Raw genomic sequence first — 24,185 nt, 5'->3', positions numbered from 1 at the left:
TTGTTTCGATTGCAAAATTAAGCAGAACCAAAACAACGAGCAAAAAATCAATACACGTTAAATTCACAAAACATCAAGTGTGTATTTTGTGTGTATAGAAGTGTGGCTTTAATGGCTTATGAGATAGTAGCTTATGCGCTTTGTGATGTTGATTGTGAAATATCGTCCTTTCTCTTGCGGTTGTGATTAGAGATAAATAGACCGACGAAAATGATGAGGAATACCGTCCATGCTATCCATCGTTGTGAATCGAAAAGCAGTGCAATGGCAATACCCAAGAAGCAGAGACAGGTGTTGATATTCAGAAAAAGCTGTTCAGATGCCAATTTTTTCAGTGTGTAAGTCCATTTTTTGCTCAATAGTTGTCTGCTGAAGAATACGGCAATAATAATAAGCAAAGCTCCACAGGCTTGGAAACTCCACCATACGAAGGAACTCGAATCGTAGAAGTAGTCTATCATAGGATCCAATGTACCATGGAAAAACACAGCGGTGTATAGCCATGATTCCAACATCATATTTATGTTTGACCTTTTCATTCTTGTTAGTTTAGGATAAAAATGCGTTGCCGAGTATAGGGATTAGTGTAGAGCCAGCAATTTGTCTTCCAATCCTTTTGCACCTTTCGTGCCAAAGAGTTTTTCGTGTATGCTTGCTTTCGCATTGCTCACTCGTTGCATACTGATATTCATTGCAGCGGCTATTTCCGATGGAATGAAGCAGACGCGGAGTAACACACATACTTGTATTTCAGTTAGCGACAAGTGTTTGGTGGGATTGCATACCACTGCCCAGAAGTCGGGTAGATGGGCTTCTGCCAACTGTACCACCTCCCGTAGGTCGCGCCCAGATGGAATTTTTCCTCGTTCAAGCAATGAGTGGAGATGGCTGATAGCCTTGTCATCGAAGAGTTCGCGCTCTTTGTCCCATGTTTCAATCGATACGTTTTGGTCTAAATAGGTTGCCACTTGAGCGCGCAGCGACTCCAATTCTTCGCCTTTTGCTTGCTTGTATGCGAGGAAATCGTTTTGTAGTGTGTCATATTCGTGGCGTGCATGGTCGTAGGTGGCACGTAGTTGCTGGAAGTACATATTATGGCGTTCAATCTTGATGCGCTGCCACTGTTTATGCCGTTTGTACCACTGGTGACTAATCAATCCCGCGATGCAGAGCACAAATATAACGATAAGGAGTGCAGCAATCATTGTTTTCAGACGCGCTTCCATGTGCTTCTCCACTTCTCCCATGCGATCCTGTGTATAGAGACGGTACATTTCACAGTCGATATTTTCTGCATGCATTTTTTGTAGAGAATCGCAAGCTAAAGTGTAATAAGTGGCATAGCGAGTGGCTTCACGCAGGTTTCCTTTGGCAGTGTAATAACGCATCAAACCACCATTTATGCAGGCTGTCAACGGCATGTCGTTGATATCAGAAAGGTTGGCTTGCATATAATAGAAACCAGCCGAGTCGATATTGTCTTGTAGCTCAGCCAATATGCCTTGGCAGGCATAGTAATTGTTCCACAAGCGATGGTTTGAGGCAAGGTAGTGCATTTCTTGCTGTACTTTTTGCATGACAGATTCTGCAAATTTCCGGTCTGTCTTTTTAGCAATAAGGGGCATTTCTTTCAGGAAGAAACCGACAGCCAACTCGTGATATTGTTGTTTAGCCATGACATCTGCCACTGAGTCGAGCAGTGTTATTGCTCTGTAAGTATCGCCGTTTTGTGCGTAGATGTCTGCCGTTTGTGTTTTAGCCTTGAGAGCATTGACGGTATCGTTGGCTTTGAAAAATGCGTGTTCGGCTTTATGTATGCAGTTCATCTGCATACTATAGACCATCGCCCGTCCGTATGCTTTCGCCATTTGTGCATGGAGTGTGCCCAATAAGTGCCAATCACAGTGTGTATCGGAAGTGTCAGTGTGTGCCACAGCCTTCATATAGTATTGGAGTGCCATGGGCGTATTACCTTTGTAGTCGTAAACGAGTGCAGCCAAATAGTTGGCGCGCACCTGCTCTTTACAAGTGCCATGCAGGTCGTAATAGTTGGCGCTTTCTATGATTATGCTATCTTCCACTATTGTGTTTCCCGTGCGATAGCTTGCGTCAGTCAGTAGCAGATGGTAGGCCATGTATTGGCTTTTGTCCATTTCATTTTGTTCGCTGCTGATGCTATTGAGTAGCAATAGTGCAGAGTCGGGATGTTCGTCCATTATATTTTCTGCATGTTCTAATATGGCAATACTCCTGTTGCTTTTGCCACAGGTGCATAGAAGGATAGTTGTCAGCATTGCTAGAAGCACAATGCTGCACATGTGTTGTAGCTTTTGTTTCTGTCGTGTTGTCAGCTTCATATATTCTCGAATCCTTTTGGGACTATGGGCAGAATGTGTAGTAATACGGTTTGGACTATTTCTTTATTTGTATGGCAAAGGTAGTCAATTTTTTCCTTTTCTGCAAAAAAACAATCTATTACACATAGAAAACCTTAATTATAGTTGCGTTTGAATACTTCATTTGCTAATAAAGTATGGGAGCAGGAAATGTATTGCCGATGTTCTTGCTGATAAAATGATGTTCGCAGAGTTTTAGGTTGGTGTTCGATGTTCGATAAAAACGAAAAAAATGCGCGTGCGCCCATGCGCACGCGCAAGGAGTATGGGGTTAACCTTCGATATCCTGTTTAGCGGCAGGTTTAATCTTTAGTTCGTAGAGGTCGCCACGACGGTCGCGCAGGTTGCGCACAGCACCATAGGTGTGTAGCTCGTTGAGCAGACTCAGATCTACATCGCTTACCAATATCATCTCGGTGTTGGGTGTTGCCTCGGCACGCATACCGTCGGTGGGGAATGCAAAGTCGCACGGCGTGAACACAGCAGACTGTGCATACTGGATATCCATGTTGTGGACACGCGGCAGGTTGCCCACACTTCCGGCAATTGCCACGTAGCACTCGTTTTCGATGGCACGAGCCTGTGCACAGATGCGAACACGTGAGTAGGCGTTCTTAGTGTCGGTCATGAATGGTACAAAGAGTATCTGCATGCCCTCATCTGCCATCAGGCGTGACAGCTCAGGGAACTCTACATCGTAGCAAATCAGTATGCCGATGCGTCCGCAGTCAGTATCAAAAGTCTGCACATGGCTACCACCGGTCAGTCCCCAACATTTCTGTTCGTCGGGAGTGACATGTATCTTTTCAAACATCTCGTATGATCCGTCGCGACGGCAAAGAAAGCCCACATTGTAGAGAGCACCGTCATCTTTAACGTAAGGCATACTACCTGTGATGATGTTGATATTATAGCTGATAGCCATTTCAACGAAGCGGTCGCGGATTTTCTCCGTATATTGTGCCATGGCACGGATAGACTGTGCCTCGCCCATGTCGTTGAACTTCGCCATCAGTGGAGCGTTGAAGTATTCGGGGAAGAGGATGAAATCGCTCTTGTAGTCGGATACGGAATCGACAAAGAACTCTACCTGTTCGAACAAATCATCGAGCGTATGGTAGGGGCGCATCTGCCATTGTACCATACCGATACGTACCGTGGGACGCTTTTCCACCACATTGTTGGATGGCTGATAGTAGATATTGTCCCATTGCAGCAGTGTGGCACAATGTTTCGACTCCTCGTCGTTGGGCAGATAGTTGCGGATGACACGACGCACGTGGAAGTCGTTGGACAGCTGGAAAGTAAGTACCGGGTCGTATATCTCTCGCGTGCGTACCTTTTCTATATATTCCTTAGGACGCATGGTGTCGGCATAGAGGTGGTAGTTGGGTATTCTACCGCCAAACATGATGGCCTTGAGGTTGAGTTTCTCACAGAGTTCCTTGCGATATTCGTACATGCGGCGAGCCAGTCGCATGCCACGGTAGTCGGGATGGATAAACACCTCGATGCCATAAAGGATATTGCCGTTGGGGTTGTGAGTGTTGAACGTTTCGTTGCCAGTGACCTGTGCATAGGTGTGGTCGCCTTTCACCTTGTTGTAGTCAACAATGATGGATAGGGCACATCCCACTATCTTATCATCGACCACGATAACAATCTGGCCTTCGGGAAAGATAGTGAGGAGTTTCTTGATTTGTGCGTGAGTCCAGAAGACATCAGCATCGGCATAGATGCGTCGGAATGATCGTGCCAACTGGTCGTAGTCCTCCATTTGGAGGTTGCGCAGTTCTACTTTATTGGAGTGTGACGTTTCCATAATGTACGGGTTATCTTTTGCTGTTTTCTTTTTACCGACGCAAAAGTACTAATTATTCCTTTATGTTGAACACTATCATGGTGTGTTTTTTATCTTTTCTTCCATCTCCTTGACTTTGTCGTGGATATATTTACAGAAACCAGAGTCTTCCAATACTTCGATATCAGAAAACAGTCCCATGACAAAACGACCTATACCAATATAGCTGCACACATCGAGTTCAAGTATCCAATGGGTGTCATTGTCTTTACTGATATAGGCTGCCGATAATGGATATTCTTCTTGTATGATATTGGCTGATAGGCGGCCCAGACGTAGTTTGATACGCATCTGTTGTTCGCCGCTGAACATGAAGATGTCGGTGTACATCTGTCGATGCTGCCTTTCGTGCTGCCATTCGTCGGCCAACAACTCTACCGATTCCATGCGTGCCACCTTGAAGGTCTTGTTCGTCTTTGATGTTAATTCATAGCAACGCACCTCGCGATTGTCGTTCATCAACATGAACGGTTCGACAATGCGATCGCTCACCGAGTTGCTGTGTGGCGATGAATAATGGTGGAGAATGACGTTGCGATGATATTTGATGGCATCGTAGAGGACGCTGATATTCAAAGCCTGCTGTTCGCGCAACTGGGCATCGGCAAGGATATTAAAATCGTAGAGCGTGTCGAGCTTCCTCTTTAGATGAGCCACCAGTGCTCCCTGACCACCATAGTTTTCAAGCATGCGGCGGATATAGATGGCTTCGTCTTCGGTGAAATGCACTTTGCGGAAGAGCTTGGTGAAGTAGGTGGAGTTTTTGTCGATGGAATAGACGGTACCGCGCTTTTCCACTTCGAAGCCAAAGTCACGGAAAAAATCGAGATAGTAATAGAGCGTGCGCTTTGATAGCTCCATCTTTTCGCAGAGTTGCTGTACGTTGAGCTTCTTGTTTTCGGTAAGTAGAAGCAGCAACGACAGCTCTCGGTTCAGTTTGTCGTGACGCATAGGCTATTCTCCAAAATCGAGTGAAAGCTGCCCATCGCCCAGCAGATTGAAACTCTTGCGGTGGTAGGGAGTGATACCGCAACGGCTGATAGCTTCGCGATGCTTCTTGGTGGGATATCCTTTGTTGGAATGCCAGTCGTATTCAGGATATTCCTCTGCCAGTCCATCCATATAGTCGTCGCGGTAAGTCTTGGCAAGAATTGAGGCTGCTGCAATGCTGAGATATTTACCATCACCTTTGACAATAGTGGTGTGGGGCAACTTCTGATAGGGTTTGAAACGGTTGCCATCCACAATAATTGCTTCTGGACGCACTTTCAACTGGTCGAGAGCACGGTGCATGGCGAGTATCGAGGCATTGAGGATGTTAATGCGGTCGATCTCCTCGGCTGTTACGATGCCTACAGCCCATGCCAATGCGTCGCGCTCAATAATCTCGCGCAACTGCTTGCGCTTATGGTCTGTCAATTGTTTCGAGTCGTTGAGCGCCTCGTTGTGGTAGTCTTCAGGAAAGATAACAGCAGCAGCATAGACGCTGCCTGCCAAACATCCACGTCCGGCTTCATCGCATCCTGCTTCTATCTTACCCGTGTAATAATGGCTTGCAAGCATATAATATTGTAAAGAGATGTTAACGATTAAATTCTTTTAACTAAGATATTTTGAAAGTGAACATATTGTGCACAAAATAGTAGTTCCTTTGCAGCATCGAAACAATAAAATCTGAACTGAATATGAAACAGACCATCACTTTGAATCGTAACGAGCGCCTCATGCTCAATGTACAGCGTATAGCCAATCTTGCCAATAAACCCCTTGCGGCTCTTGCCAACTACTATTCGCGATTGCTAGGTGAGAAAGTCAACGTGCGACAGACCTTGTTGCTATGCAATGCACAGGCTGCATTCTTCTTCCTTGTATTTGCATCCATGTCGTTGGTATTGCGGCTGCTCTGTCTGCTGTGGTTTTGCAACGCATTGCTCAAATGCCGAAACAGCGGACTTGGACGCGACTAATAGTTAATGCCCAATATGCAGAAACTTGACACTGTTGGTCAGAACATCTGACTGACACGGCGTATGCCATTGACCAAAATGTCAATCTCCTCTTTCGTATTGTAAAGGGCAAACGATGCGCGCACCGTGCCGCTGATACCAAGGCGAGTCATCAGGGGTTGGGCGCAATGGTGTCCAGTGCGTACAGCTATGCCAAGGCGATCGAGCAGGGTGCCCATGTCGAGGTGGTGGATATTGCCCACCAGAAAACTGACTACTGCATCTTTGTGTGCTGATGTGCCAAACAGACGCATATCATCGATGGTTGACATCTGCTCCATACAATAATGGGTAAGCATCTGCTCGTGGGTTGCTATCTGGTCAAGGCCTAATGCCGAAATATAATCAATAGCAGTGGCGAGGCCGTGGGTTGCTACATAGTCGGGCGTGCCTGCTTCAAATTTAAAGGGCAGGCGTTCAAAAGTGGTTTGTTCCCACGATACTTTATCTATCATTTCGCCGCCACCTTGATAGGGTGGAAGTCTTTCCAACCATTCTTCTTTACCATAGAGCACACCGATACCAGTAGGGCCATACATCTTGTGTCCACTGAAGGCAAAAAAATCGCAATCCAGTTCTTTTACATCAACATGAAAGTGGGGAGTGCTCTGTGCACCATCCACCAATACGGGAATTCCATATTTGTGGGCAATGGTTGTCACATGCTTTACATCGTTTACTGTGCCGAGCACATTGCTTACATGGGCCATGCTCACCAGTTTGGTACGCTCGTTGATCATCTGTTCCAACTGATCCAAACAGAGATCGCCCTTTTCGTCGAAAGGCAGATGACGTACTACGATGCCGCGGCGGTTGGCTTGTAGTTGCCAAGGCACGATGTTGGAGTGGTGCTCCATGTCGGTGACAATAACTTCATCGCCCTCTTTCATCATCTCTTCGCAGAATGATGATGCTACTAGATTGATGGCTTCTGTAGTGCCGCGAGTGAACACAATCTCTTCTGTTTTAGCGGCACCGATGAAAGCACGCACCTTTTCTCTTGCTGCCTCATGTAGGTCGGTGGCCTGTTGCGACAGGTAGTGGACACCGCGATGTACATTGGCATTGACGTTGAGGTACTCCTCTCTCATAGCATCGAGCACGCAGAGAGGTTTCTGAGTGGTGGCTGCATTGTCGAGATAGACAAGTGGACGATCATAGACTTTTCTCGACAGAATGGGGAAATCTTCCCGCACTTTATTGATATCGTACATCTTTTCTTATAATCTTATTTACAGAGTTTGCATCCCACACATTTGCTGAGTTCACCGCGGAAACGCTTTTCTACCAAATAGTGCAGGCGGTCGCGGAGTGGTTCGAGTTGCATCTGATCGACCACCTCGTTGATGAATGCGTTCTGCAAAAGCAGTCGTGCCTCTTTTTTCGATATGCCGCGTTGCTGCATGTAGAAGAGGGCCGCATCATTGAGCTGGCCTACTGTACTTCCGTGAGCACATTTTACGTCATCGGCATAAATCTCCAGCATGGGCTGGGTGTACATACGGGCTGTCTTTGAAGCTGTCAAGTTCTGATTGGTCATCTGCGATGAGGTCTTCTGTGCGCCATGTGCCACATAGACTCTTCCTGCAAATGCTCCAACGGCATCTTCGTTGAGCACGTACTTGTAGAGTTCTGTGCTGGTGCAGTGGGGCACCTCATGACGGATGAGCGTGTTGTTATCTACATGTTGTTTCTTGTCGGCAATCACACAGCCATAGCATCCACATTCTGCACCTTCGCCAGCAAAGGTGAGATCAAGGCGGTTGCGTGTCACACCATTGTGAAGGGTTATCACATTGTGGTTGACACGGCTATTAGCTTGTTGCTCTATATATACATTGCTGATACGTACGTTCTTGTGGTGTGTCTCTTCCAAACAATAGAGGTCGAGCGAGGCATTGTTGCCAACAAATGCTTCGATGATCTGTGTGGAAAGGAAATTGCGGTCATCGGCTGCATGGTCGCAGAAGAGCATTTTCAGTTCGGCTCCCTCCTCCAGGATAATCATCACGCGGCGGTTGACCATAAGGTCAACATCGCTTCGGAGGATGTTGATGACCTGTATGGCACGTTCCACTTTGGTGTGGCGTGGCACATAAACAAGCAGTCCGTCTTGTGCCAACATGGTGTTGAGAGCTGTTACGGCATCTTCGTCGGTTTTTGCTAAGCGCCCATAGTGGCTTGCCACCAGTTCGGGATGTTCCTTCATTGATCCCACAAAAACACCTTCGGGCAGATGGCCTTTAGGAGTTTCTTGGGTGTAGAAGGCGTCATTGACCATGAAATAAAGCGAAGTAGATAGGTTGGGTACATCGCATCGGAAGGCCTCATAGGGGTCAACGGGGATGTTGAGTCGGTTGAGGTTCAGTCCGTAGTTGGGTTCGAAGAGTTGTTGCAGGTCGGTATATTTATACCGTTCCACCCGTCGGGTGGGGAAGCCCTGCGCTTTGAAATGCTCGAAAGCCTTGTCGCGTATGGCATTCATGTGCTCTGGGGCATGACTGATAATCATCTGCCTTGCTTCCTGATAGAGCTCGATATATTGTTGTTCGCTACCCATTTATTCTTCTCCTATTTCTTCTTTGATCCAGTCGTAACCATGTTCTTGTATCTCTTTGGCCAGTTCTGGACCTCCGGTTTTTACGATGCGTCCCTTGTAGAGCACATGAACAAACTGTGGACGAATCATCTCCAACAGTCGGTCGTAGTGGGTGATAACGATACAGGAGGTTTGTGGAGTCTGCAGTTTGTTGACTCCTTCTGCAACAATGCGCATGGCATCGACATCGAGGCCTGAGTCGGTCTCGTCGAGAATGCTTAGCTTTGGTTCAAGCATAGCCATTTGGAATACCTCGTTGCGCTTTTTCTCGCCACCGCTGAATCCTTCGTTGACCGAGCGGTTGGCAAGTTTAGAATCGAGTTCTACTATCTTTCGCTTCTCGCGCATAAGTTTTAAGAACTCTGCGGCATTCATTGGTTCAAGACCTTGATATTTCCGTTTTTCGTTAATGGCAGCTTTCATGAAGTTGGTCATCGATACTCCGGGAATCTCCACAGGATATTGGAACGAAAGGAACAATCCCTCGTGTGCGCGGTCTTCGGGCTTCATGTCCAATAGATTTTTACCATTGAAATATGCTTCTCCTTCGGTCACTTCGTAGAGTGGATTGCCCACGAGAACGGCACTGAGTGTGCTCTTGCCCGAACCGTTGGGGCCCATGATGGCATGTGTTTCACCGTCGCGAATGGTCAGGTCGATGCCTTTCAGTATTTCTTTGCCAGCAATGGTGGCATGCAGGTTTTTTACCTCTAACATATCTTGAGTCTTTTTATTGTCGTTGTTGTTTTATCCCACGGTACCTTCGAGTGATACGCTGAGCAGTTTCTGTGCCTCGACGGCAAACTCCATGGGGAGTTTCTTGATTACTTCTTTGGCATAGCCATTAACGATGAGACCTACGGCTTGTTCGGTGGGTATGCCACGCTGGTTGCAGTAGAAGAGTTGGTCTTCCGATATTTTGCTGGTAGTTGCTTCGTGTTCGAATACTGCGGTGTCATTGTGTACATCCATATAGGGGAAGGTGTGTGCACCACAGTCACTGCCCAGCAGTAGAGAATCGCAACTGGAGTAGTTGCGTGCATTGTCGGCTGTGCTGGTAGCACGTACCAGTCCGCGGTATGAGTTTTGGGAGTGGCCGGCAGATATTCCTTTCGATATGATGGTACTTTTGGTGTTTTTGCCCATGTGTATCATCTTTGTGCCAGTGTCTGCTTCTTGATAATTGTTGGTAACAGCTACACTATAGAACTCTGCTGTCGAGTTGTCACCACGGAGTATGCAGGAGGGATATTTCCAAGTGATAGCACTTCCGGTTTCTACCTGTGTCCAGGAAAGTTTAGAACCTTCACCTCTGAGATCACCGCGCTTGGTGACAAGGTTGAGCACACCACCTTTACCATTCTCATCACCGGGATACCAGTTTTGTACGGTAGAGTATTTTACTTCGGCTCTATCATTGACAATGATCTCTACGATGGCGGCATGTAATTGGTTTTCGTCGCGCATAGGGGCTGTGCATCCTTCGAGATAGGATACGTAGGCATCGTCGTCGGCAATAATCAATGTGCGTTCAAACTGTCCTGTGTTACGTGCATTGATGCGGAAATAACTGCTCAATTCCATAGGACAGCGCACACCTTTGGGGATATAGACAAAAGATCCATCGCTGAATACGGCACTATTGAGCGCTGCAAAGAAATTGTCGCGGTATGGTACTACCGTACCGAGGTATTGTCTGACGAGTGCGGAATGTTCCTTAATGGCTTCACCGATGGAGCAGAATATTACACCTTTCTCTGCGAGCTTCTCTTTGAAGGTGGTCTTTACCGATACCGAGTCCATGATGGCATCCACTGCTGTATTGCCACTCAATGCCAGACGTTCTTCAAGGGGAATACCCAGTTTGTCGAAAGTCTTCTCCAGTTCCGGGTCAATCTTTCCGTCACCTTGGGGTTTCTTGGCCAGCGGGTCTGCGTAGTATGATATGGCTTGATAGTCAATAGGTGGCACATGTACATGTCCCCATCGTGGTTCCGTCTGCTGTTGCCAGTAACGGAAAGCTTTGAGACGGAAATCAAGCATCCATTCGGGCTCTCCCTTTTTTTTCGATATGAGCCTGACAATATCCTCATTGAGTCCTTTCTCAATGATTTCAGTATGTACATCAGTAGTGAATCCAAACTCGTATTTCTGTTCAGCTACTTGGCGTACTAATTCGTTGTTGTTTTCTTTCATTTCCATTTGGGGTACAAAGTTACGAATAAGTGAGTGAAGTACAAAAGGAAAACGAGTTTTTCTTTTCGCTTTAGTTCCTTTAGAAAACTATTCTCTGCTTGATGATGCATAGTCGCGTGGTGATAGACCGAAGCGCTTGCGGAAACACTTGCCGAAATAACTACTATCCTTAAAGCCTGAACGATATGCCACTTCGTTGATGCTGAGGTTAGTGTGTTTTAGCAGTTCGGCAGCACGTGATAGTCGGAACTCCTTGATAAGATCGAGTGGTGCAAAGCCTGTGACGTTCTTCACTTTCTTGAAGAATGCCGATCGCGACAGCCCCATTTCAGCAGCCATGGTATCGATGTTGAATTCGCTGTTTTGCAGATTCTCATCGATGATGCGATGCAACTGGTCTATAAACTCCATACCTTTTTGCTCAACATATTGTGAGTAGTCAATCTCTTTGGCTGGTGTAGCGGTGGCCATAGTATGTAGCTTTGCCAGTCGTTGACCGATAATCATTTCGTTTCTCATTCGGTTCATTTGCAGTCCTGTGCGTACAATGAAGAATGTGATGATGCCGATGACAGCCAGATAGATAAGATATGCCCACCATGTGGCCCACCACGGTGGAAGTATGCAGATGTGCAGTTCGTCTCTTGAGCAGAGTGTTGGATTGCTGTCGTCTATTGTTTCAACCACAAAGGTGTAGTTACCTGGTGGTACTTTGGTGTACGATGCTTGTCTGTTTTGTCCGCTGTAGTTCCAGTCGTGGTCGTATCCTTTCAGTCGGTATCTGTATGCCACATTGTTGTTATTGATGAAGTTGAGTGCGGCAAATTCGATGGTGAATGAATTCTGATCGTGTTTCAGTTCTATCTGTTTGAGTTGGTCGATGCCATGTTGGTTTTCTATGCGTTCCAGTTGTTGGGTGATGTTTCTGTTGTTTACGCTCATATTGGTAATGAACGTATGGTAGTTACTGTTTTCGTTGACCAGATGCTTGGGGTCGAAGACGATGATGCCTTGTTTGCATCCTAGCCATATTTCACCATTGTTCATGCGACATGCAGAAGCCTCTTCAAATTTGACATCAGGCAGTCCATCGTATTTGTCGAAGTTACGTATGCGTTCATTTTTCGGATTATAGCAAGCAATAGTGTTTTCTCCTGCAAACCACAGTCTGCCGTTCAAGTCTTCGGTAATGGATACGATGACGTCGTTGCGCAGTCCTTCTCTCATGCCAAGTGTTTTGAAGTCAGGACAGTGTTTGTGTTTGTCGTAGTTGGTTAGTCTGCTCAGTCCACCACCGAAAGCGCCCATCCATATATTATCCCTGTTGTCTTTGAAGATGGTGTAGATGTCGTTGTTAGCAAACGATGATGCACGCTGTTCCTTATAGGTTTCAAATTTGATGTCTTGTGGTTGGCGGAATTTGGTATCTGTACTCATCAGTCCGTCAATCGTTCCAATCCATAGCCGTCCGTGTTGATCCTCGGCCATGTTTCTCACTTCAGTATATAATCCGTAGGACGGGTAGTTGATAAATCCGTTGTGTCTATTGTAGAAAACCAGTTGCGTGCTGCCGTTTTGTTTCACCAGATTGAGCCCGCCATCGAGAGTTGCTACCCAGATATGTCCTTTTTTATCAGTATAAGTCATATATACCGCATTGCCACTGATGCTTTGTGGATTATTGTCATCATGTAGGTAGTGGTTCAGTCTGTATCCAGTAGGCTGGCTGTTATCGGGTGTTGCCACGACAAGTCCGTCGCGTTTGGTTGATAGCCAGAGTCTGTGGTGCTTGTCTGCCATGACGTGGTAAATGGCTCCGATACCATGAGTCTTATAGTCGAAGGTATGTATGCGTTGTCCTTGTGGGTTGAGAATGAAAACGTCTCGGCTTCTAGTGCCCACCAATACGTTGCCATTAGGAAGTTGAAAGATGCTTCTTACTCCCGTTTGATCGAAATCAAAGGGGATGAGTTTGAAAATGCTTTTTGGTGAATGTATGCAATAGATGCCGTTCGTTGGAGTTGTTACCCACACAAGGCGGTCGTTGTCTTCGTAGATTTGAACATAGTCGTTGATGCCAGCTTGTGCAACTATCGCCTCCAGCTGTGTGTTTTTCCTCTTTTGCAGATTGTCGTTGTCTGCCATCCGTTGTTGTAGTTGTTCGCCTCTGGGTACAGCAAAGATGCGATAGTCGCGTCCCACCCATACTGAATATCCGTTGTTTTCTTCACAGTAGTCACGGTATAGTTGGTAGGTGAATGGGTTGATTTTCCCTTTTGACGAAAACAGTGTCTTGATGTCAATATGTCCCTTGGGGGTTGTTGTTGCCATCAAGAGGTTCTTGTCTTTTGTAAGTAGCAATACTTGCCCATTATCTGTAGCCTGCAGTTTAATGACCTGCATGTTTTGCGAGAGGTGTTTGAGTTCCTCGCCTAAGGCATGAAACCGTCCTGTGCGTCGGTAGAATACATACACTTTCCAATCCACGGTCTTTAGCCAAAGATTACCTTGTTGGTCTTCTGCCATGCTTTCTATCTTGCGTGGTGGTATGTCAGAGTCCGGGCGTGTACTTTTCTTCATTGTCTCGAAGTGGCTTCCGTCAAAACGACATAGTCCATACCATGTGCCAAACCACAGGAAACCATCGCGGTCTTTCATCGCACAATACACATTATTGCTTGGAAGTCCGTTGCTGGTTGTATAGTGGTCCGTTACAAGTAACGATGCTGTTTGCCCCCATACTGTTAATGCGGGTATGATGGTCAGTAGCAGTACCAGACAGTTTTTAAGTTTCGTCATGGTGACAAAATTACAAAGATTTTTTGAAAATCAATGATATTCCTGATAAAAATATGTGCATTGGTACTCATGTAATAGGACATTTCTCACAATCGCTATCTTGTGTGGTGTTGTTATTTGTTGTTATCAAATATAAAGATATAGGTGCATCGTGATAGAGATAACGGGAACGAATATTACAATACGCTTACTTCTATTTCGGCAAAGAATGAAAATAAGAACGGGTGTGATAAATCATTCTTTTCCTCCACACCCGTTCTCTGTATTCCTGTCACATGATTATTTTCTTGTGGCGCGAATGAAATAGGTAATCAGTAGAATATATGCAACGAGCGAGAGGAGTTCGCTCAATGGGTTTGCCCACCATGCTGTATAGTCAAACTGCACACCACCGAAGCGCAACAGTGCACTGATGACTCCCATTAATGCACCACCAGCAATGAATCCTGAAGCGATGAGGTTGCCCTTTTCGCCACGTTCTTTATTCTCTTCTGCATTCTTAGAACGTGATGTTACAAACCAATTGACAGCACCGCCAATCAGCAGTGGTACGTTGAGCTGTATGGGGATAAACATGCCCAATGCGAAAGCCAGTGCAGGAACTTTACACCAAGTGAGGATAATAGCCAGTATGGCACCGATGGCATAGAGAACCCAAGGCGCTCCTGTGCCTGTCATCAGCGGATCGATGACAGCAGCCATAGCATTTGCCTGTGGTGCAGCGAGTGCTCCTGATGCAAAACCGTATGTCTCGTTGAGTAGCATCATGACACCACCTACAGTTGCAGCACTTATCAGTGTACCGAGGAATTTCCACGTTTCCTGTTTACGAGGTTGTGTACCTGTCCAGTGTCCAATCTTCAGGTCGGTGATAAACGAACCTGCCATAGAGAGTGCTGTGCATACCACTCCGCCCATGATGAGTGCAGCCACCATACCGCCGGTGCCGCTCAGTCCTACAGCTACCATGACTACCGAAGCAAGTATCAATGTCATCAGTGTCATTCCTGATACAGGATTGCTACCCACAATGGCAATGGCATTAGCAGCTACGGTAGTGAAGAGGAACGCAATGATGGCAGTAAGAAGAATAGCTACTACGGCAAAGAGCAGTTTGCCGCCCATAACACCAAACCAGAAGAAGATGAAGGTGATGAGCAATGTAGCAATGGAAGCGATGGCGATGAAGCGTAAGGACAGATCGGCATCATTTTTTTGTTCTGTTGTTGGTTCGATATCTGTTGTTTTAGCGGTAGGTTTCATGCGTTTCACTGCGCCAATGATGATGTCGCGACTCTTGATAATACCTATGATGCCTGCCATGGCAATGGCACCGATACCTATCGATTTGCCATAGCTGGTGAATATTTCCTCTGGCGACATTGCACCTACTGCTGTAGTAATGGCAGGGTTCCATTGGTTGAGGACCTCGGTAGGGAAGAGTAGTGCCATTCCGGGCACTACCAACCACCATACAAAGAGTGATCCCAGTGTGATGATGAGTGCGTATCGGAAACCGATAATATAGCCCAAACCGAGAACTGCCGCCCCTGTATTGTTTTTGAATACGAGTTTAGCGCGGTCTGCCAAATCGCTACCGAATGGTATCATGCGGCTGGTTACATTCTCGTTCCACCATCCGAAGGTAGCCACGATAAAGTCGTAGAGACCGCCAATCAGTCCGGCCAACAGCAATGGGCGAGCCTGTGATCCACCTTTCTCTCCACTCTTTAAAACCTGTGTAGTAGCAGTAGCTTCAGGGAAAGGAAACTGTTCGGCAGGAGCTTCTACAAAGTATTTGCGGAAAGGAATAAGGAAAAGGATGCCGAGCACACCGCCCAATAGCGATGCAATGAAGATTTTCAGGAAGTCGGCTTCCATTCCAGGATACTTGGCCTGCAGGATATAGATGGCAGGCAAGGTGAAGATGGCACCAGCCACAACGGCTCCAGAACAGGCACCAATCGACTGGATAATGACGTTTTCGCGTAGTGCATTGTTGCGCTTGGCTGCTGTTGATACGCCCACGGCAATGATGGCGATGGGGATGGCTGCTTCAAAAACCTGTCCTACTTTCAGACCGAGATAGGCTGCGGCAGCCGAGAATAGTACAGCCATGAGCACACCCCAGGTGACAGACCATACGTTGACTTCGTTTTGTTGTTTCATATTATAATTTTAGTTTGATTCTGTTCATAGCTTCCTCCAAGCGTTTGCGCTGGCAAGCAATATTGACACGGACATAGCCACGACCACTTTCGGCGCCGTACATAGTGCCAGGATTGAGCCATACTTGAGCTTCGTCGAGCAGTCGTTGGCAGAGTGCATCAGTCTCCTCGCCACCAGCCGATACGTCAATCCATGGTAGATAGGTGCCTTCCAATCGGCATACTTTCCATTGCGGGATGTTGTTTCCCACAAACTGACAGAGCCATTGGTAGTTGCCCCAGAGGTATTCGTTGAGTTGGTCTATCCAGTCTTCGCAGTCGTTGTAGGCTGCCATAAGTGCCACATTGCCGAAGGGATTGATATCGCACACCTCATTGATATTAATAGCTCGGTTCAGTCTGCGTCGCCATTCGGGGTTGGCGCAAATCATGTTGGCAGTCTGTAGTCCGGCAATATTAAATGATTTGGATGGTGAATTCAGTATCACGCTGTTTTGCCGACAACTCTCGCTCACGGCAGCAAAAGGTTGGAATCGGTGTCCAGGCATGACAAGTTCGCAATGTATTTCATCGCTAATCACCTTCACATCGTGCTTCATGCAGATGGTATTGATACGCTCCAGTTCGTCTATAGTCCACACTCGTCCTGTTGGATTGTGTGGATTGCAGAGCAAAAGCATCGTAGTTTTCTCTTCTGCACAACGTTTTTCCAAGTCCTCCCAGTCTATTACAAACGTATCGTTGTGGCGCAACAACACGCTTTCTGATACCTGACAACCGTTGTTTCGGATTGATGAGAAGAAGCAATTGTAGTCTGGCGATAGCATCACCACTTGTTCGCCAGGCATGGTCAGTGCCTTGATAGCCACCGAAACGGCAGGTACTACACCAGTGGTATATAGAATTTCGTCGCGGTGGATAGTCCATTGGTGGCGTCTTGCAAACCATGAGATGACGGCATTATAGTAGTCATCTTCCACCAGAGTATAGCCGTAGATGCCCTGTTGTGCTCGTTTTACTACTGCTTCGACAATGGCAGGAGCTGCTTCGAAGTCCATATCAGCTACCCACAAGGGTATAACCTTGTCTGATGGAGCCTCGTCCCACTTTACACAGTGGGTGCCCCGGCGTTGTGTCGGTTTGTCAAAATCGTATTTCATAGGCTTTATAGCTTGCGAGTTTCTATTACACAGTTGTTAGGTTGCCGCACATTTTTGTCGATGGTGATGCTACCTATCGAGTCTGCCACGATGTGTCCCGACGTTGGATTTTTTATGTTTTCCACATGTCCGCGGATGTCTGCCTCTACTGTAGAATATTCGAAGATGCGGTCACATTCCGCATCGAAGGTACAGTTTTCGAGTTTGAGGTTATCCACATAGCAGAGCAGTTGTTCGCCTTTGAGGTGGCAGTTGACGAGGCGCACGTTCTTGGAGTGCCATGCCAGATACTCTCCATCGAGCTCAGAGTCATAGACCGTCACGTTCTCACACTCCCAGAATGAGTCTTTCGTGGTGATTTTAGCATGGTGTATTTCCACATTCTCGCAGTATTGGAAGATATATTTCGAGTCGCTCACCAGTCCGTCCACATAGATGTTGCGTGCAAACATAAAGGGGTATGTCCCATCGTGTAGTGTTACGTTTTTCAGTCGTACATCTTCTACGCGCCAAAAAGTTTCGTCGGCATCTGTAATCTCTACGTTTTCCAGCGTCACGTTTTTCATTTCGCGGAAGAATTTCGGACCGTCAATCTTGGTATCTGTCATTGTAAGATTGTCGGTGTACCAGATGGCAGAACGTGATCCTGGTGCAAAATAGCAATGGTCAATTTGTGCACCATCAACGTGCCACCAAGGATATTTTCCATAGAAGTGACATCCTGTTGCAGCGATATTGCTACATTGCTTGATACCACTCTCACCATCTATGATGGTCACGTTATCCAGTTGTAGGTCGTGTGTGGCGAACAATGGGCGTTCACCACCGAATTGTTTGTCTTTTATCAGTTCCATATGTAATCTTGTCGTAGCCCATCAACAGAGCATTTATTTGTTTTATTCCGCAAAATTACGACTATTTTGTGGAAAATCCCTCTCCCTTTCCACTAATTTTTCTTTCTGTTAGGTATAATCGGAAATACAGGTAGTTTTTCGGTCTTTGAGGTATCTCTATGTTTCTTCGTTCTGCATCAGAAAGCGGAATACCATATCGTGGCTTTTCTGTTTGAATCGGCTTCTGCGTTTACGCAGTGTAGGTTCTGATGTTTTGGTCATCATGGAGATGGTGGCATTGTTGCATCCGAGGAAGGTGAGGATAGCATATATACATTCGTCTTCGGTCAGTTCGGTGAACAATCTGCGAAGGTTTTGCAATGGTTCAATAAACACCTCCACCACACTATCAAGCAATGGCATGCGTTCTGGGTCTGACAGATATTGATGATCGGTGCGATATTTCAGTTGGTAGAGTCGCATGTATTCGGGTCGCATCTTAAACAAATCTCGTGCCACTGCCAATTGTTGTAAGCAGAGTGTATAGAGTTTTTCGTTGTTGGGCATTGTTTGCCCTACCTTGTTTTGACTTTCTTCCGCAGTCTGTTGTATTGTGTTTCGTTCGCGGTAGATTTGCAGTTTGAGGTTTTCCAAGCGTTTCTGTAAGCGCATGATACGTTTTTTGTTGCGGTGTGATACAAACATGATGGCAGCCCCCATAATCATCAGCACCACAACTACCATTACCATCCATTGCGTGCGTTGCAGTTTCAGTTGTGCGTTGTAGCGTTCTTGCTGATATTGCTCAGTCAAGTCGCGCATATCCTCATCGCGCCTTTTATTCCAATATTTGTCAAGATAGTTATACGATGTATCTGCAGCCACACATGCTGCTTCGTAGTTTCCTATGCTCCGTTCAGCCAAGAAGAGTCGTTGGTATAGTTTCGATCTTCCTTCTAAGTCCTCTTTGGGAATATTGGCGATTGCCTTACGGGTGGCATCGATACACAGTGTCCATTGTTTCAAATACTGATAGCAGCGTGACTTATTATAATAATAGTGAAATTCATGGGCATCTATGTTGCGTGCATAACTGTATGACTTGTCGGAATAGGCGAGTGCTTCGTCAAACTTCTCCATGCTGAGTTTCAGTGCACCGAGGTTGTTGTATGCATTGTAAATGCCGTTGGAGTCGTTCATGGCAATGGCTTTGTCGAGTGCTTTATTGAAATAGTAGGTAGCCGAATCGTTCTTGTGTATGAGATAATAGGACGATCCCACTCTTGTGTATAGTTGTAAGTGAAGAGTGTCGTTGCGCATTGCCAGTGCGGTGTTGAGTCCGCGGTGTGCATATTCTATAGCTTTCTTGACGCGATCTTCCTCCCAATATACTTTCGACAGTAGTGCATAGGTGCGTGCCAGTAGCGGTGTAGGCTCGTTTTCGTCTTGCAGTTGCAAACTGCCAAGCAGCATTTCGCCAGCTTCGGTCCATTTGTGATCCTTCTTAATGAGTTGTTCGCTTTGCTGATATAGCATTTGTGCCTTTTCTGCCTTATTGCTACATGCCCCCATGGTGATGATGGCAAGGAGCATGATGATGAGTTTCAAATAGTGCATGTGTGATGTGTTTAGTGTTTATAGTGCATAGAAAGCATCCATTAGTGAGCGTTTGTAGTTTCTGCTCACCTTCAGTTCGTCGATGTCTTGCAGTGGCTCTTTGAGAAAACACTGCGACTCCTGTATCATTTTGACGTGTTCTATGTTGACAATATAGCTTTTGTGAATTTGTACGAAATCGGCAGAGTAGTCCAGTATAGTATCGCTATTGCTGCGTGATCGTAGGCAGTAGATGTTGCCATCGCAGCAGATTACTTCCCATTGTTTCCTGTCTGTATTGAAGCGGAAGAAAGCCACCTCAGAAGCCTGCAATACAATATGTTCGCCCGTTGCGTTGATTACGATAATTGATTGACGGCGCTGTGGTGCAACTGTCTGCATGGTTGGTATTTCCGTCAGTTTGTTTTCGTAGTAGCGCATCATCAGCATTGCTACATCTTCTGGTGTGGGTGGTTTGAGCAAATAGTCGAAAGCCTGTAGATGAAGGGCATCTATCATATATTTTTCGTGGGCGGTATAAAACACCACTTTGGTATTTGGTTTTACCTGATGACGTATCTGTTGGCAGAATTCTATACCCGTCATGGATGGCATCTCTACATCGGTGAATATCAAGTCGGGTTGTAGTTCTATCACCTGTCCGACAGCCGTCGGCCCATCGTAGGCAGTACCTACCACTGTTACTGGGTGATTGCTTTCAAGTATTCGTTTCAACACTTCGACAGCCACGACGCTGTCATCAATGATGAATGCTCTGATATGTCGTTCCCTATTAGTCATAAGCTCTTTTATAAAAGGTTATAGTAAGAAGTCGAAACTGTCGGGCACAGTAATCCACGAGCGGCATCCTGTTTCTCCGGCAGGCAGGTCTCGCCTGTTCATTATGCCGAAAGCAATCTTACTGTTGTTGTGGTCGTTGAGCATTTGTATGGTTTGTTGCACCACTTTCATACCGGTGTGCATCTGTTCTGTTGATGTAGGTCCCAGTCCCATGCCGTTGTCGAGCACTTCTATTTCAGTGCTGTCAGTTCCTTTTCTGTGTATTTTGATGAGTAGGTCACGATATTTGCCTTCCACTATTTTCTTGGGTCTCAGTCCGTGTTTGATAGCATTCTCTACATAGATTTGTACCACCATAGCAGGTATAAACACACGGTCTGTGTTCACGTTTTTTTCTTTTTCTATCTTGAAACGGAAGTCAGATTCCATCTGTTGTGACTCGATGCTGACGTAGTATTTGATGAAAGCCAGTTCTTCGCTGAGTGTTGTTTCCAGCATTTCGGTTTGTGCCAGTCCTCTTCTTAGCAGTTGTGTCAGCGATGACAGGTTTACCTTTTTTCCATTCATTTGTGCCAGCATTTCATGGTTGAGTGCGTTGAATATGAAGTGAGGCGATATGCGGTTACGTATGTTTTCCATGCGTAGCCTTACAATCTGTTGCCTTACTTTCAGATTGTGTAGTTGATGTTGTCGGTGTCGCAGATAAACCAATATGCCAAGCACGATGATAATGAGTGTGGCAATGAGGAATAGTCCCCATGCCAGCAGTCCCATGATATATTGTCGGTCAATGATGTGCTGTTGTTCGTCCAGCTTTCTATTGTGTTGGTATTGAAGCAGATTGGCATTCATGCGCATGGTCATGTTTGCCGTTTGTATTGAGTCATTGATGGCATCTTTTTGTTGGTGAACTGCATAAGCTTGGGGCATCATCTTAGCTGTGCGATACACCAGTTCTTCGATTCTGAGTCGTTGCACCACTGCCGCAGGCAGCATGTGCTTGGGTGTTGAGGCTTCAGCCATGCGCTTTAGTGCCCGGTCAGTATGTCCTTCTTTAAGGTCGAGCCCAATGCGCGATGTTTCGATATAGTAGCGCACAATATCGAATCCTGCCTGTTGGAAGAACGCGTCAGCCTCGTCGAGTGCCTGTCGGGCTTGTTCGGTGTGTCCCAGCCACACGTAGATTTCGCCCATATTGGCACGTGCAGTGTAGTAGTCCCATGCTTTGGTAGAGTCGCCTTTTACCAGTGTAGCAGCTTTTTTGAAATAGGGTAGAGCTTCGCTGTATCGTTGTTGCAGGTACAGATCATTACCTCTGTTATTGTAGAAGATGAATTGATCTGCTCTCTGCATCTCTGATACGTGTTGTTCGGCGCGTTTCCACCATTTGTTGCTATTCTCATAGTCTGCCATGAAGGTATATACTGTAGCTATGCCCAACTCTACGGCAGTGTTGGCATTGGGGTTATTCATCGTGTCTGATAGTGCAAGTGCCTGCATATAGGCGTCGGCGCTATAGTCGAGTTTTCCCAATTGTCGGTAGTAATCGGCTTGGTTGGTTAGTGCAGACAGCATCAGTTGAGGGCGTGCGTTGATTTTTTTGAGTTGTTCTATAGCCTTGTTGTTATAGACCAGTCCAGAATCAGGTCGCCCCATGATGGCAGTATGCCACACCCCTTTAGCCAACAGCCATTCGGCTTGCAGCAGATTGAAGTCGCTGCCTCCACGTCCGGGCTTGCGAGCTTTGTGGTTACAACTGCTGATATACTGTTGTATGCGGTTCATGGTAACCTTCATGGAGTCAGTCTGCATGCGGGTGTAGTATAGTTTATTGCGCATAGAGAGCCAGAGGTAGTAGGCGTCGCTGTCTTTTGCTGCCATCAACTGTTGGTTGATGCATCGCGAGGCGTATGCCGTACGTCCCATACCTATCGAGTCTTCCACGTTTGTACGCAGTGTTTCTTGTTGCTTTTCTTCTTGCACAACGTCGCATCCCGTCATCATGGCGAGTGCAAGCAAGCCCCCTGTCACTGTTTTTAGTTTCCACATAGTTATTGCCAGGTTATGTTTATGTAACCGCAAAAGTAGGCATTTTTTCTGAAAAAGCCATCATCTTTCTCATGTTTTTGTGTGCTAATGCCTTTTTTCAATTTTGTATTTCCTCTTTCTAATCCTTGTTAGGCATGGTGCTTTTTTGCTCGTTGATATGTGTGGCATGTGGCATCGCTATTGTTTTTTTATATTGATGTGCAACCCATTATTCGATGTTTTTTTGTATATTTTTATTGTGGTTGTGAGAGTTATGAACAATTTTATCATAAGGGTGTTGCACGTTTGATAAAAGTATTATCCAACGTTTGATAAAGGTATTATCCAACGTTTGATAAAAGTGTTATCCAACGTTTGACAAAAGTGTTATCCAACGTTTGATAAAGGTGTTTTCAACGTTTGATAAAAGTATTGTCTAATGTTCGACAAAGGTATTTTCCAATGTTGCCAAAGGTGTTTTCAAACGTTTGGCAAAAGTGTTGGCAATGTCGAAATGAAAACAAAGTGATTGTTGGTCAGTGGTCGAACGGTGGTCGAACGGTGGTCGAATTTCCCGATTTTTAGGAATCGACCACCCGGTGTAAGTGCCTGTAAGCGTGCGTTATATTGTAGAATGGTGGCCGAGTGGTCGAAAATTTTAAAGGCACGCGTGCGTGCGCATGTGTGCGCGTACATTATATTATAATATTATAGAGATAAGCTAAATAAAAAAAACTGTGAAGCAAAAACAAAGAAATTTATTTTTTTTAGTGTTTATGATGACAAACCGTGCAATGGTGCGTCATTATACTGAAATACTATATAGTTTGTACAACCTAAAATGAAATTTAAAACAACCACCTTACACATGATGATATGTGTAGCCTTCATGATAATGACAAATGTCACAACGGCATTTGCACAGAAATATCGTGTGGCTGCATGCGACTGGATGATGCTGAAACGACAAAAGTTAGGAGAGTTTCAGCTTGCTAAAACCATTGGCGCTGATGGTATCGAGATGGATATGGGGCCATTAGGCAAACGACCGCAATTTGACAACAAACTCCGTGATCGTCATTTCCAGCAACTCTTCCGTCATACAGCCGATTCACTTGGTATCGAAGTGCCATCGGTAGCCATGTCTGGATTCTTTGCACAGAGTCTGATAACGCGCGACAACTGGCGCGACCTCGTAGCAGACTGTCTGAAAACCATGGACGTGATGGGTGCCAAGGTGGCATTCCTGCCATTGGGAGGCACTGGCCGCGAGTGGCAGACGATGACAGGCGAACCCTATAACACACTTGTTGCACGTCTGCACGAAGCCGGAGAGATGGCACGCCGCGAAGGCAAAATTATCGCGCTGCGCACAGGAATGGATGCCCGCCACACCAAGCGGATGCTTGCCGATGTTGATAGCAAGGGCGTGAAAGCCTACTTCAATCTTCAAGATGCCGTTGACCAAGGGCTCGACCCATCGACAGAATTGCGCATACTGGGCCGACGCCGCATCGCCCAGATCCATGCCTCGCTGACCGACAGCGTCACCCTCGACCGCGATACGCGAATCGATATGCCCGCAGTGAAACGCACCCTCGACCGCATGGGGTGGAGCGGATGGCTCGTAGTGGAGCGCAGTCGCGATGTAAGTCGTGTCAGAGACGTGAAGTATAACTTCTCCACCAATGTGGCATACCTCAAGAGACTGTTTCAAGAAAAAAGAGACAATAAATAAAAAC

Annotated in this window: 17 protein-coding genes and 1 pseudogene; 2 read left to right on the top strand and 16 right to left on the bottom strand. The window is 46.2% G+C overall.

Annotated elements, in window-relative coordinates; genetic code table 11:
• Nucleotides 1-131 precede the first annotated feature (131 nt).
• The 5 genes from CIK88_RS04245 to CIK88_RS04225 all read right to left on the bottom strand — a co-directional run bounded on the left by CIK88_RS04245 (nucleotide 132) and on the right by CIK88_RS04225 (nucleotide 5,820).
• Complete coding sequence (locus CIK88_RS04245) at nucleotides 132-539, bottom strand: hypothetical protein (protein ID WP_094391490.1); 408 nt, start codon at nucleotides 537-539, stop codon at nucleotides 132-134.
• Between the two features lie 42 nt (nucleotides 540-581).
• A complete protein-coding gene (locus CIK88_RS04240) occupies nucleotides 582-2,357 on the bottom strand; it encodes a hypothetical protein (protein ID WP_094464516.1) in 1,776 nt (591 codons plus the stop codon).
• Between the two features lie 310 nt (nucleotides 2,358-2,667).
• On the bottom strand, nucleotides 2,668-4,218 hold the full coding sequence (locus CIK88_RS04235) for a carbon-nitrogen hydrolase family protein (protein WP_094434746.1): 1,551 nt from the start codon (nucleotides 4,216-4,218) through the stop codon (nucleotides 2,668-2,670).
• A gap of 75 nt (nucleotides 4,219-4,293) precedes the next feature.
• Nucleotides 4,294-5,208 (bottom strand): YafY family protein, encoded by a 915-nt coding sequence (locus tag CIK88_RS04230; RefSeq protein WP_094434744.1) that lies wholly within the window; start codon nucleotides 5,206-5,208, stop codon nucleotides 4,294-4,296.
• A gap of 3 nt (nucleotides 5,209-5,211) precedes the next feature.
• Nucleotides 5,212-5,820, bottom strand: a complete 609-nt coding sequence (locus CIK88_RS04225; RefSeq protein WP_094434742.1) for a ribonuclease HII — start codon at nucleotides 5,818-5,820, stop codon at nucleotides 5,212-5,214.
• Nucleotides 5,821-5,942: 122 nt separating this feature from the next.
• Between CIK88_RS04225 and CIK88_RS04220 the strand changes: the two genes are divergently transcribed.
• A complete protein-coding gene (locus tag CIK88_RS04220) occupies nucleotides 5,943-6,224 on the top strand; it encodes a hypothetical protein (protein ID WP_094391485.1) in 282 nt (93 codons plus the stop codon).
• 38 nt (nucleotides 6,225-6,262) lie between these two features.
• On the opposite strand, the gene CIK88_RS04215 is transcribed toward CIK88_RS04220, so the two are convergent.
• From CIK88_RS04215 to CIK88_RS04165, 11 genes and pseudogenes are all read right to left on the bottom strand, one after another.
• Nucleotides 6,263-7,477 carry an aminotransferase class V-fold PLP-dependent enzyme gene (locus tag CIK88_RS04215; protein ID WP_094391484.1) on the bottom strand — a complete coding sequence of 405 codons (1,215 nt, stop codon included), beginning with the start codon at nucleotides 7,475-7,477 and terminating at the stop codon, nucleotides 6,263-6,265.
• A gap of 14 nt (nucleotides 7,478-7,491) precedes the next feature.
• Nucleotides 7,492-8,823 (bottom strand): Fe-S cluster assembly protein SufD, encoded by a 1,332-nt coding sequence (gene sufD, locus CIK88_RS04210; RefSeq protein WP_094434740.1) that lies wholly within the window; start codon nucleotides 8,821-8,823, stop codon nucleotides 7,492-7,494.
• A complete protein-coding gene (sufC, locus tag CIK88_RS04205) occupies nucleotides 8,824-9,579 on the bottom strand; it encodes a Fe-S cluster assembly ATPase SufC (RefSeq protein WP_094391482.1) in 756 nt (251 codons plus the stop codon). It lies immediately after the preceding gene.
• 30 nt (nucleotides 9,580-9,609) lie between these two features.
• Nucleotides 9,610-11,064, bottom strand: coding sequence for a Fe-S cluster assembly protein SufB (gene sufB / locus CIK88_RS04200; protein ID WP_371591499.1), 1,455 nt, complete (start codon nucleotides 11,062-11,064; stop codon nucleotides 9,610-9,612).
• Between the two features lie 81 nt (nucleotides 11,065-11,145).
• On the bottom strand, nucleotides 11,146-13,857 hold the full coding sequence (locus CIK88_RS04195; protein WP_094434738.1) for a two-component regulator propeller domain-containing protein: 2,712 nt from the start codon (nucleotides 13,855-13,857) through the stop codon (nucleotides 11,146-11,148).
• A 279-nt stretch (nucleotides 13,858-14,136) separates the two neighbouring features.
• Nucleotides 14,137-16,011 (bottom strand): annotated as a pseudogene (locus tag CIK88_RS04190) (OPT family oligopeptide transporter); the annotation flags it as partial.
• 16 nt (nucleotides 16,012-16,027) lie between these two features.
• On the bottom strand, nucleotides 16,028-17,185 hold the full coding sequence (locus CIK88_RS04185; RefSeq protein WP_094434734.1) for a MalY/PatB family protein: 1,158 nt from the start codon (nucleotides 17,183-17,185) through the stop codon (nucleotides 16,028-16,030).
• 5 nt (nucleotides 17,186-17,190) lie between these two features.
• Nucleotides 17,191-18,039 carry a DUF3737 family protein gene (locus CIK88_RS04180; protein WP_094434732.1) on the bottom strand — a complete coding sequence of 283 codons (849 nt, stop codon included), beginning with the start codon at nucleotides 18,037-18,039 and terminating at the stop codon, nucleotides 17,191-17,193.
• A gap of 156 nt (nucleotides 18,040-18,195) precedes the next feature.
• On the bottom strand, nucleotides 18,196-19,635 hold the full coding sequence (locus CIK88_RS04175) for a tetratricopeptide repeat protein (protein ID WP_094434730.1): 1,440 nt from the start codon (nucleotides 19,633-19,635) through the stop codon (nucleotides 18,196-18,198).
• A gap of 18 nt (nucleotides 19,636-19,653) precedes the next feature.
• Complete coding sequence (locus tag CIK88_RS04170) at nucleotides 19,654-20,415, bottom strand: LytTR family DNA-binding domain-containing protein (protein WP_094434728.1); 762 nt, start codon at nucleotides 20,413-20,415, stop codon at nucleotides 19,654-19,656.
• An 18-nt stretch (nucleotides 20,416-20,433) separates the two neighbouring features.
• Nucleotides 20,434-22,464 carry a histidine kinase gene (locus CIK88_RS04165; protein WP_094434726.1) on the bottom strand — a complete coding sequence of 677 codons (2,031 nt, stop codon included), beginning with the start codon at nucleotides 22,462-22,464 and terminating at the stop codon, nucleotides 20,434-20,436.
• 820 nt (nucleotides 22,465-23,284) lie between these two features.
• Between CIK88_RS04165 and CIK88_RS04160 the strand changes: the two genes are divergently transcribed.
• Entirely contained in the window at nucleotides 23,285-24,181 is an 897-nt protein-coding gene (locus CIK88_RS04160) for a sugar phosphate isomerase/epimerase family protein (protein WP_094434724.1), read from the top strand.
• Nucleotides 24,182-24,185 lie beyond the last annotated feature (4 nt).

It is taken from the genome of Prevotella sp. P5-50, assembly GCF_002251295.1.
Classification (GTDB): Bacteria; Bacteroidota; Bacteroidia; order Bacteroidales; family Bacteroidaceae; genus Prevotella.
Note: the sequence above shows the minus strand (reverse complement) of the source record. Positions and strands in the feature narration are given on the sequence as shown.